This is a genomic window from Porphyrobacter sp. MBR-49, assembly GCF_053628655.1.
Window position 1 is genome coordinate 108,293 of the sequence record NZ_JBRJGU010000010.1, and the last position, 10,098, is coordinate 118,390.

Annotated in this window: 8 protein-coding genes and 1 tRNA gene; 5 read left to right on the forward strand and 4 right to left on the reverse strand. The window is 57.3% G+C overall.

From position 1 onward, the window contains the following. Positions 1–35 precede the first annotated feature (35 nt). Together ACSSV3_RS13530 and ACSSV3_RS13535 are read left to right on the forward strand one after the other, a co-directional pair. Positions 36–2,126 carry a RelA/SpoT family protein gene (locus ACSSV3_RS13530; protein WP_354326519.1) on the forward strand — a complete coding sequence of 697 codons (2,091 nt, stop codon included), beginning with the start codon at positions 36–38 and terminating at the stop codon, positions 2,124–2,126. Further along, positions 2,126–2,485 carry a VOC family protein gene (locus ACSSV3_RS13535; protein WP_354326703.1) on the forward strand — a complete coding sequence of 120 codons (360 nt, stop codon included), beginning with the start codon at positions 2,126–2,128 and terminating at the stop codon, positions 2,483–2,485. Before ACSSV3_RS13530 ends, ACSSV3_RS13535 begins: the two co-directional genes overlap by 1 nt. A 116-nt stretch (positions 2,486–2,601) precedes the next feature. Here ACSSV3_RS13535 and ACSSV3_RS13540 read toward each other — a convergent pair whose 3' ends face one another. After that, positions 2,602–3,651, reverse strand: coding sequence for a peptidylprolyl isomerase (locus tag ACSSV3_RS13540; RefSeq protein WP_354326516.1), 1,050 nt, complete (start codon positions 3,649–3,651; stop codon positions 2,602–2,604). 81 nt (positions 3,652–3,732) lie between these two features. Here ACSSV3_RS13540 and ACSSV3_RS13545 point away from each other — a divergent pair. Then, a tRNA-Ser gene (locus tag ACSSV3_RS13545) sits at positions 3,733–3,823 on the forward strand. Positions 3,824–3,981: 158 nt separating this feature from the next. After that, positions 3,982–5,295, forward strand: a complete 1,314-nt coding sequence (locus tag ACSSV3_RS13550) for a tyrosine-type recombinase/integrase (protein WP_354326514.1) — start codon at positions 3,982–3,984, stop codon at positions 5,293–5,295. Here the strand turns inward: ACSSV3_RS13550 and ACSSV3_RS13555 are convergent. From ACSSV3_RS13555 to ACSSV3_RS13565, 3 genes are all read right to left on the reverse strand, one after another. Beyond that, on the reverse strand, positions 5,292–6,008 hold the full coding sequence (locus tag ACSSV3_RS13555) for a helix-turn-helix transcriptional regulator (protein ID WP_354326512.1): 717 nt from the start codon (positions 6,006–6,008) through the stop codon (positions 5,292–5,294). The two genes, ACSSV3_RS13550 and ACSSV3_RS13555, sit on opposite strands and share 4 nt — an antisense overlap. Positions 6,009–6,779: 771 nt before the next feature. Next, on the reverse strand, positions 6,780–7,391 hold the full coding sequence (locus ACSSV3_RS13560; protein ID WP_354326510.1) for a hypothetical protein: 612 nt from the start codon (positions 7,389–7,391) through the stop codon (positions 6,780–6,782). A 299-nt stretch (positions 7,392–7,690) separates the two neighbouring features. Continuing rightward, complete coding sequence (locus ACSSV3_RS13565; protein ID WP_354326508.1) at positions 7,691–8,506, reverse strand: SAM-dependent methyltransferase; 816 nt, start codon at positions 8,504–8,506, stop codon at positions 7,691–7,693. A gap of 364 nt (positions 8,507–8,870) precedes the next feature. Here ACSSV3_RS13565 and ACSSV3_RS13570 point away from each other — a divergent pair, with 364 nt between their 5' ends. Then, positions 8,871–9,983: a hypothetical protein gene (locus ACSSV3_RS13570; RefSeq protein WP_354326506.1), complete on the forward strand. Its 1,113-nt coding sequence runs from the start codon at positions 8,871–8,873 to the stop codon at positions 9,981–9,983. Positions 9,984–10,098 lie beyond the last annotated feature (115 nt).

Here is a 10,098-nt window from a genome sequence, read left to right on the forward strand (position 1 = left end):
GCTCCGTTTGGCCCCCGCGCCCATATCCGTCCGCTATGCTGCGCCAATACGAACTCGTTGAGAAGGTCCTCGATTACGACCCTGACGCCGATGAGGCGATGCTCAACCGCGCCTATGTCTATACCGTGCAGAAACACGGCACCCAGAAACGCGCGAGCGGCGATCCCTATTTCAGCCACCCGGTCGAAGTGGCGGGGTTAATGACTGACCTCAAGCTCGATCAGGCGACCATCATCACCGCGCTGCTGCATGATACGGTGGAAGACACGCTCGCCACGATTGAGGATATCGAGGCGCATTTCGGGCCCGAAGTCGCGCGGCTGGTCGACGGAGTGACCAAACTCTCCAAGATCGAGGCGATGCCCGAGAATGAACGCGCGGCGGAAAACCTGCGCAAGTTCCTGCTCGCCATGTCCGAAGATATCCGCGTGCTGCTGGTCAAGCTGGCTGACCGGCTGCACAATATGCGCACACTGCATTTCATCAAATCGCCCGAAAAGCGCCAGCGCATCGCGCGTGAGACGATGGATATCTACGCCCCGCTGGCCGAGCGCGTGGGGATGTATGAATATATGCGCGAAATGCAGGCGCTGGCGTTTCGCGAACTGGAGCCCGAAGGCTACGCCACCATCAACACCCGGCTGGAACAATTGCGCAGTCAGGACGGCGGGCAGGTTGATGCGATCGCGCTCAAGATCAAGCAACGCCTTGCCGAAGCCGGGTTGAAGGTTGAGGTTTCGGGCCGCGAAAAGCACCCCTTTTCAATCTGGCACAAAATGGCCGAACGCCATGTCAGCTTTGAACAGGTCACGGACATCATGGCCTTCCGCGTGCTGACCGAAACCGAGGAGGACTGTTACTGCGCATTGGGGGTGCTGCACACCACCTGGCAGGCCTTGCCGGGCAAGTTCAAGGATTACATCTCGACCCCGAAAACCAATGGCTATCGCAGCATCCACACCGCGTTGATGTACGAAAATTCGATGCGGGTCGAAGTGCAGATCCGCACCCGCGAAATGCACCGCCGCAACGAATTCGGGCTGGCGGCGCACTGGGCCTATAAACAGGATGGCAAGGCCGATGGGCAGGTTGCCTGGCTGCGCGATCTGATCGAGATTGTCGAACAAAGCCATGATGCCGAAGAACTGCTCGAACACACGCGGCTGGCGGTTTATCAGGATCGTATCTTTGCCTTCACCCCTAAAGGCGCGCTGTTCCAGCTGCCCAAGGGCGCGACCGCGGTGGATTTTGCCTTCGCCGTCCACACCAATCTGGGGCTGGCGACGGCGGGGGTGAAGATCAACGGGCGGCATATGCCGCTGCGCACTGCGCTCAATAATGGCGATGTGGTGGAGATCATCAAGAACCCGCACGCCGCGCCGCAACTGTCATGGCTGGGGTTTGTCGTAACCGGCAAGGCGCGCGCGTCTATTCGTCGTTCGGTGCGGCTGAAGGAACGCGCCGAGGTGGCGGCGATCGGATCGAAACTGTTCGATGAAATCGCGATCCGCGTTCCGGCCCGGATCGGCAAAAAAGCCATCCGCGCCGCGATTGAACGGCTCGGCATGGATGAGCCTGATGACCTGATGTATGCGATCGGTGCGGCCAAGCTGTCCGACCGCGAGGTGATGGAAGCGCTGGTGCCCGGCTGCACCGCCGGGATCGAGGCAGATGAACACTGGACGCGGCGCGAACGCGCGATCTCGATCCGCGGCCTGACCCCCGGTGTCGCGTTTGAACTGGCGGATTGCTGTCATCCGGTGCCGGGGGACCGCATCGTCGGTATCCGCCGCAAGGGTGAAACCGTGCTGGTCCACGCCATCGACTGCCTTGAGCTGGCCAGCGGGGTGGATAGCGACTGGATCGATCTGGCGTGGGGCAGCCGTTCGGTCGGCGCGTTGGGGCAATTGTCAGTGACACTGTACGACCGGCCCGGAACGCTGGCGGAAATGGCGGGGATTTTCGCGCAGAACAAGGCCAACGTGACTAGTCTGGCGCAAAGCCAGCTGGATCATCCCTTCACCACCTATGACATTGAAATCGAGGTGCAGGACGTGGCGCATTTAAACCGCATCCTCTCCGCCCTCAGGGCAAGCGATGCGGTGGCGCAGGCGGAACGGCAGTGATGGCGATCATCGGGCTGGATCACGTACAACTCGCGATCCCGCAAGGGGGCGAGCCGCAGGCGCGCGCGTTTTATTCCGGGCTGCTGGGCATGGCCGAAGTGCCCAAGCCAGCCAACCTTTCGGCGAGCGGCTGCTGGTTCACGAGCGGCGCGGTGCAAGTGCATATCGGCGTCGACCCCGATTTTCGCCCAGCCAAAAAGGCGCACCCCGCGCTGCTGGTGGATGACCTTGCGGGTTTGCGCGCGCGGCTGACGGCGGCGGGCTGCGTGACCCGCGATGACAAGCCGGTGGCAGGCTATCTGCGGTTCTTTACCGAAGACCCCTTCGGCAACCGGATCGAGTTGATGCAGCGGGTGTAATTGGTTGTCTGCCCCCCTCCCTTGAGGGAGGGGTTGGGGGTGGGTGCACCACGCCAGCGACAACCGCCGTACACCCCCACCCGGCCTCCCCCTCAAGGGGGGAGGAGAAGAAGGGCTCAGCCGCCGTCAACCATCCGCCGCACCGGCACGCGGATGTTGCAGATGTCCGCGCCGCCAGCAGGCACGATAAAGAACGGATCGCGGCGGTTGGCGATGGCTTTGGCGTAGGTCGCGAAGGTGCCGCTATCCGTCGAGAGGTATTCGAAGCTTGGTTGCTCGGACGGGGCGAGATCACTCGCCACCCGCACCGTCAGGATCGGCGTGCGCTTGGCGGCTTCCTCGGCGGTGTAGAACCCCAGCGCCCCCGACCCGCGCGGCAGGCTGGAGAGGTGCTGCATCCCCTCGATCACCCGGCCCACCAGCGCGATGTTGCGATCAAGGTGGCGCGGCGCATGGCCGATCACGGTATAAAGCTCTGCGCCAGAGCCCGTGTCCGGCGAGTAGTTCCGCCCCACGCCGACCATGCCGTAGCAGTGGACGGGCCAAGCAGTTCCTTGAAGGCCATGTCTGCCATTGTCGACGGCGTCCACAGAAATTGGCCAACCCTTCCAGATCGCGGTCATCTGCCCATATGGATCAGCATCATATGAGATGGCCTTCGCAACAAATGGAAACGGCATCGCTTCGGGTGCAGGTGCATAGAGGTCAAAATTTGTTGGGGAACCTCGCAAGAAGAACCAGCCAAGATCGGCCGCATAATCGCTCTCCCCCATCACCTTCAGCCCCTTCGGCAAGGGCTTCGCCTCACCCGTCGCTTCGGGGTTGTCGTAATTGGGATCGCCCCATTGGGTGACGTAATTGTCCTGGACCCGGTTGACCGAGATCCCGTCATACCACCCGGCGCGCGCGAACAGGCGGATATTATGCACCCAGCCCTGGCTGAATGGCGCAGGCATCAACTGGATCACCACCTGCCGTGGCTTGCCCTCGCTATCTGGCGAGAGGGTCATCACCAGCAGATCCTCCGCCGCAATCGCCACCCAGTCGGCGGCTGGCGCAGCGGCGACGATCTCGGACGGGGCACGAGCTCCCTTCGGCTCTTCCTGAGCGGAAGCGGGCAGGGCAAGGGCGAAGGCTGCGGTCGCAGCAAGAAGCAATGTTCGCATAAGCATAGTGGTGCCACTACGCGCCTTGCGAAGCAATCCATTCGCGGCTAGTGGCGCGTGCTCTTGTCCTAGTGGGCAATCGGAGCGGTGGCCGAGTGGTCGAAGGCGCACGCCTGGAAAGTGTGTATAGGTCAAAAGCCTATCGTGGGTTCGAATCCCACCCGCTCCGCCACCGGGCTTTCCAATCCGGTCCAATCCCCGCCAAGTTCCATCGCAAGCCCTTTACAATACATGGTTTTGGCGTCCAAGCTTTTCCAGCCCAATCCCCCTCTAGCCAGATACATGTCGGGGTAAATTGGGGGTAACAACTTTAGCAATTGGGGGTATTGGATGCTTACGGACAAGGCGGTTCGCGCTGCAGCACCAAAGGACAAGGCCTATAAGGTATCCGACAGAGGCGGGCTCTTTCTGCACATTTCGCCAAAGAATCACAAGTCATGGCGCTTCAAGTACCGACAGGAGGGCAAGGAACAGCTGCTTACCATCGGTGTCTATCCTGAGGTTTCGCTCGCCGAGGCTCGGGAAAAGCGCAACGATGCCCGCAAGCTGCTGCGGGAAGGCCGTGATCCTCGCATTGCTGCCAAGCGTGCGAAGCTTGTGGGCGGCAGCGGGACCTTTCAGACCTTTGAGCAGGCCGCCCGTGAATGGCACACAGTCCAGAAGCCAAAGTGGAAACCGGTTCACGCCAATGACGTGATCACCAGCCTTGAACGGGACATTTTCCCGCACTTGGGCACGATGCCGATGGACGTTATCGATAAACCACTGCTGCTTTCGGTGTTGAAGAAGATCGAGGGGCGGGGCTCAATCGAGACGGCTCGGCGGGTGAAACAGCGGGTCGCTTCCATCTATCGCTATGTGAATGCGCATGGGGCTGGCCTCGAGAACCCGGCCAACGACATCAATGACGCGCTAGCACCCCTGCCGCCCTCCAAGCGCTATCCGGCGCTGCTGGACGTGGACGCCATCAAACGAATGCTCGGAGATGTCGACCGGGCGGGCGCTTCCCCTGTCACTAGGCTTGCAGGTCGGTTCCTCGCGCTTACAGCCCAGCGCCCCGGCATGGTGCGACACTTGGAATGGGGCGAGGTCAGGGGCGTTGATTGGGGGAACCCGTCAGCCGATATCAGTGAGGCGCTTTGGACGGTTCCTGCCGACAAGATCAAACAGGAGCTGCACCTGCGCAGCGACGAGGCGTTCGACCACAAAATCCCACTATCGTCGCAAGCTGTCCAAACACTGCGTGTCGTTCGCCTGCTTACTGGCCGTGCACCCTACGTCTTTCCCAATGCCCGTGCAGGCACCTCGGCGATGACGGAGAATGCGATCGGTTACCTCTACAACCGCGAAGGCTACAAGGGTAAGCATGTTCCGCATGGCTGGCGCTCTAGCTTTTCGACCATCATGAATGAACAGGCCGAACGCGAACTGGGCGCTGACGTGCGGTTGCTTGCCGATCGCCTGATCATCGATTTGATGCTGGCGCATACGCCCGCTGGCATGAGCGCCACCGAACTGCGTTACAACCGGGCGCGATACATGGAACGTCGGCGCGAGCTGGCACAACGATGGGCGAACATGATCATGGAGGATGCGCTGCCCGCCAATGAGATACTCGACAGCCCCCGCCGCAAACCGCGCTAGCTTCTCGATCTCCGGCCCTGGGCAGCTTTCTCTTCGACCCACGCCATCACTTCGCTTTTGCGCCAGACGGCCTTACCGCCAAGCATGATGTTGTCCGGAAAGCCGTCATCTCTGATTTTGGCGTAAATCGAACTTCGTCCAAGCTTCACCAGTGCTTCAACCTCAGGGCGTGTAAGCAGCTCATCGCTGATCGAGAGGGACTGCGATAAGCTGACGCCCGCATCGTTTTCGATGCTTCGCCCCTTAGGTTCAAGAGCATCCTTCACCCGGCGAGCAGCCACCGCCCGTGCGGCGCGTAGCTGTGGATCAAGGGCCGCTTCCAGGTCGCGATCGCTCAGGCGGCCGGGCGGGTCCAAACCAGCGAGCCAATCGTCAAAATCAGCGCTGTCGACCAAGATGCGGTGTGTAAGCGGCGCCTCGTGATTGGCCCAATCGTGAAGGTTGAAAGCACCGGTGGCCATCCTCGGCAAAGGATCGTCGATCTCCCACATGCTTGCCATGATCGGGACAACTTCGCCGCCGCCTAACGGCCGCGCGAAGGTAGCGACCCTTTCCCGTAAGAACTGCGCCGTCAAAAATGCGGCATCCATAGTTACCAGATGGCGGCAGGCGTCGTTCTCGCCCTCGTCTTCAGGCGCCGCAAAAATCTCAGGAAGCTCGTGCGGATTGAACCCTTGTTCGACACGGACCAGGTCGCCGAAGGCTTTGGCCAAGGCTATGCGACCCGCTGATGCGGTCAAGGCTTGTTCAAGGTAGGGCGACCACGGCGCGATTACTGTCATTCTAACCTTTGGCGATGTTGAGGCGATGAGTCGCTTATCGTCACAGATGGCGTCCGCATTCAAGAGGTTGCCATAATTGCCCTGCTAGTGGACGGCGGCTTTGATTTTTTCAGCGCGGCGGCCTTGCGAGCAAGATTCCCTCACGCTGCGGAGCCGCAGGCGCGCAAAGCACACTATTAACGACTGCCTCTTGGGTCTATCCTGATCAGCAGCGAGGCCTCCGATTACATCGTACCCGACTTGCTCGTGCAGACCCTTTTCGCCGCGCCCATGGCACCGCTGGCGGACAAAGGGAATGATGCCGATCGCCCTCTGAGAGGGCCTGCTCATACGTGGCGTCCTGCCCGATTATCCAACCACGCTCGAACTGAAAGGTGCCAGAGCGTCCCGACTATCGCCATTTCCGTCGATTGCATGATCAGTAAGCTCAAGCAACAGCGTCAGCTCGACTCATGCTACGGCAAGATCATTCTCTTTCGAGAGCTTTCTTATCCTTGCAGCCCCTCGCTATGGCTGAAGACTTTTGTCAGAACGGCCCAGTAACAGCGAATATTAATCAAACTTTTCAGCGATGGGTTGGTCGTGCCGTTTGAGGCCAACTCCAACTACCGACGCCTCGCTAAACCGCGGACCCATGTTCTCCCGCACAAGCGGATATTCGCCAGAAAAAGGTATGTCGCCGCATCGAGACTATCGCTGCCTTCAGTCAGGCCCCCATTGTGCAGGAATGAAGGCTTCGTCACGCCCCTCTTCGATAGCCTCTATTACGACTTCCATGAGCTTGCGACCAAAGGCGAGTTGAGCGTCGGCAATGGCGTTCATCTTTTCCGCCATCACGTTCTTGCCTTCGAGAAGCCCTATGAGGCAAAGGCCGAGGTGCTTTCCGGGATCGACTCGGTCCCACCATTGCAGAAAACCTGTCTGCAACTGCGCAGATCCAAATGTATGCTTGATTAAACGGACCCGCCTCGTTGGGGCTAGGTGTACAGACAAAATCACAGCATTCTTTTGGCTCGGATGCTTAACGGCGGCCACGTCAACTACACTTTCAAGATAAGCAGCAGGCCCAAGAGAAGCGATAATTCTATCAAGAGCTTCATGTTCGCCCTGCTCGGCTAACGCCCGCCAATCTCCCCATAAGTGTTGCTGCTCGCCGATCACGACGGCGGCGGAGAGAAATTTCTCCAATTCAAACGTCCGGATTGTGTAGAATAATTCTTCACTTCCATCATCGCATCTTCCGACGAAGTAAATTCGATACTCATCTGCTTCATCATATCGCCAGAAGCAATTACCCGTGGCCTGTTTGATCATAAGATTCTCCAGTTGATGTTCGACAAATTCACATATCACCGCTAGAAATAATAGATTATAATAGACCTCATAAAAAATTTATCAAGTGGTCAATCAAAGTTCCGAAAGTAGTAACTCTATTTGGATCAGGATCATAAGGAATCACCATGTAATGGCACAAGGGTCTCAGCTCGAAGGTAAAGCAATCAGAAAATGATCTGTTCGCTTCTCTTACTGGCGCCTGAAGCATCAATGGAATTATGTTAAGAGAATATCGAATCCCTGCATGCCGATATCTGGCCTCCCGCAGCCCAAGGGCGCTACCATTGCATGCCCGACGCGAGGGCGGCGGTGTACAAACGTACAATTTCTGATTTCGCTATGCTTGGGTTTCCGGCCGTCATCTTCGCCGTGCTGGCAAGATCCAGCGAATGCATTGTCACTTCAACGCCTGAGACCTTGGGCCTGATAAACAGGTGAGATTGTGAGCTCATCCCAAAGTCGCGGTGGATTTTGCCAGCGTCGCCTCCAACGCGCTGAATTACGAAGTCGGCATCGGAGGGGTTCTTGACGAAATCGAAGTCCGGGTGGCGCGTAGGCGGGCGCTGCGTATTTCGCTTTACGTCCCTTCTGGCCCATATCTGGAAAACCGTCGGGACGTGTTTGCGTTTCCCGCAAAACCAGAACGCATTATGCGGAACGGGCGCTTCGGCCACGAGATGTAAGTGAGGGTCCAGGCGCCGCTGGACAGACATCTTCTGGAAGGTTGCAGGCACGATGAATGCAATCAGCTCTGCTTTCAGCGCAGCATGATTAAAGAATCGGATCGCCAGGCTGCTGTTTTTACCAAAAGGCGGGTTTCCAACGACTCCGAGCTTTCCGGTCTCAGGAAGTTCCGCCTTCAAAAAATCTGCCTCGATAATTCCGGGCGCTTTTGGATCAAGATCGTAGGCAAGGCTGCCCGGTGGAAGCAACCTCGAGAAAGACCCCGTCCCAGCGCTCGGCTCGATGAACTGAAACTCATTGAGGTCGAATTTACTCCTTAGAAAATCATATAGAACGCCTGCTACGTTAGAGTCAGTATAGAACTGATCAAGCAGGCGTTCTTTTGGTGGCTGTTTGAGATGTTGGTCCATCTACCAGCTTGTAGGTAGGCTGTCGAAAAATCCCAAATCTCTTCAAAAAAGAACTTTTCATTTTTAAAAATATGAGTTCAAATCTAATGTGACATCGTGAGGGAATAGAAGGGACTGCGTATTGCCGATCTAGATCAATTCGATGCAATACACTCATGCCGAAAAAAATGCCATACCGTCTGGTCAACGAGCAAACCTACTCAAAGAAGTTTGCACCTAAAATCCATCATTGCATTGATATTCGAATCAATAAACAACGATACCGCGTGTACAGTGATTTTTACAGACGAGTTTTCGGTGCGTTCACTTAATGTTCAGGCAAGTTTGTGATCTACCTATTCCTGAAAGAATAGGAGCATAGTTTATGAGTGATGATGTAAACGCCAGCCAAAACTCCGATAATAGTCCGGTTGCAGTAGTCACTGAAAACATTAGTCGCTATAACAAGCGCAAGTCACGTCGCCCACTTACTGCTCGAGGGCGCGAGGCCAGATACGATAAGTATCTGGCTGATAGAAACGGCAACAGCCGAATTGACCCTTGCGAGCCCAGTCTGGTCGGCTTGACTTGCGGCGCGATTGACACTGCCGTTAGGTTGATGAAACGAAGTCAACGGAGCGGGCAAAGGCCATCGCTAAGGCGCATCGTCGGTAAGGTTTCAAAATTTTGTAACCTCACGTCAGCCCAAGAAGAGTTGCTCCGGAAATGGCTGTTCTGGCTTATCGATCGACCTTGGGTTCTTCATGAGCGTGGCCGCTCGCCGGTGGTCGAGTGGGTACAATCGCAGCCACTAGTCAGTGATGTCTGGACCAGCGATCTCGCTGCATCTTGGTGCTCCAAAATCGATGGAGAAGTCAGGGCGGCCAAGAACGGTCAGAAGGCAAGTCAGCCGGTTTCATCATCATCGGGCCAGTCAGACGTCCGGGCTGCTAAGGCCGAAAGTCAGCCTCGCAGGGCCGAGCCAGGGGCGCCGTCGCCGGCCGGTTCTGCGTTCCCGCCGGCTCATCCCCGCCCAATCGGCGATCAATCGGCGCGCCTGGGTTCCTCGTTACAGACTGACGGCTCACCGACATTGCCAGCAGCGCCAGCTCAAGGCGGCGGCGAGCCTGTTCAATCTGTCAAACCGGACCCGGCTGCAGTTTCAGCAGCGCCAGGCCATCCGCCTTCAGTGCGTCCGCCTGCGTCGCCGACGATAGCGCATGGCTCTCTACGTTCAGGTGGCAGACGAGAAATGTTTGAAGGGAAGACAATAATAATCCCAGAGTTGGATGCCTTCCTTTTCAAGTCAGGTGCCTACAAAGCCAATGCATTTCTCAATGCGTTAAAACCGAATGGCTTCAACGAACAGACCCTTAGCGCTGCTATAAAGGCTCTCCTTCATAATAAAGAAGAACTAAATGAATTTCGTGGGCGCGGCGCGAAGCAAAGAGAATTTATCGATTATATCTTCACCCAGATTGGAGTGAAGATACCATGAAACTTTCCATAAAAGTGGGCCTAGTGGATTGACCGGAACGAAAGAGTCCATTTAGGGATTCCCAGAGGCTTGCCGACGTGCGATTCAGGGAGGATGCGCGATGGTATCACTTTCT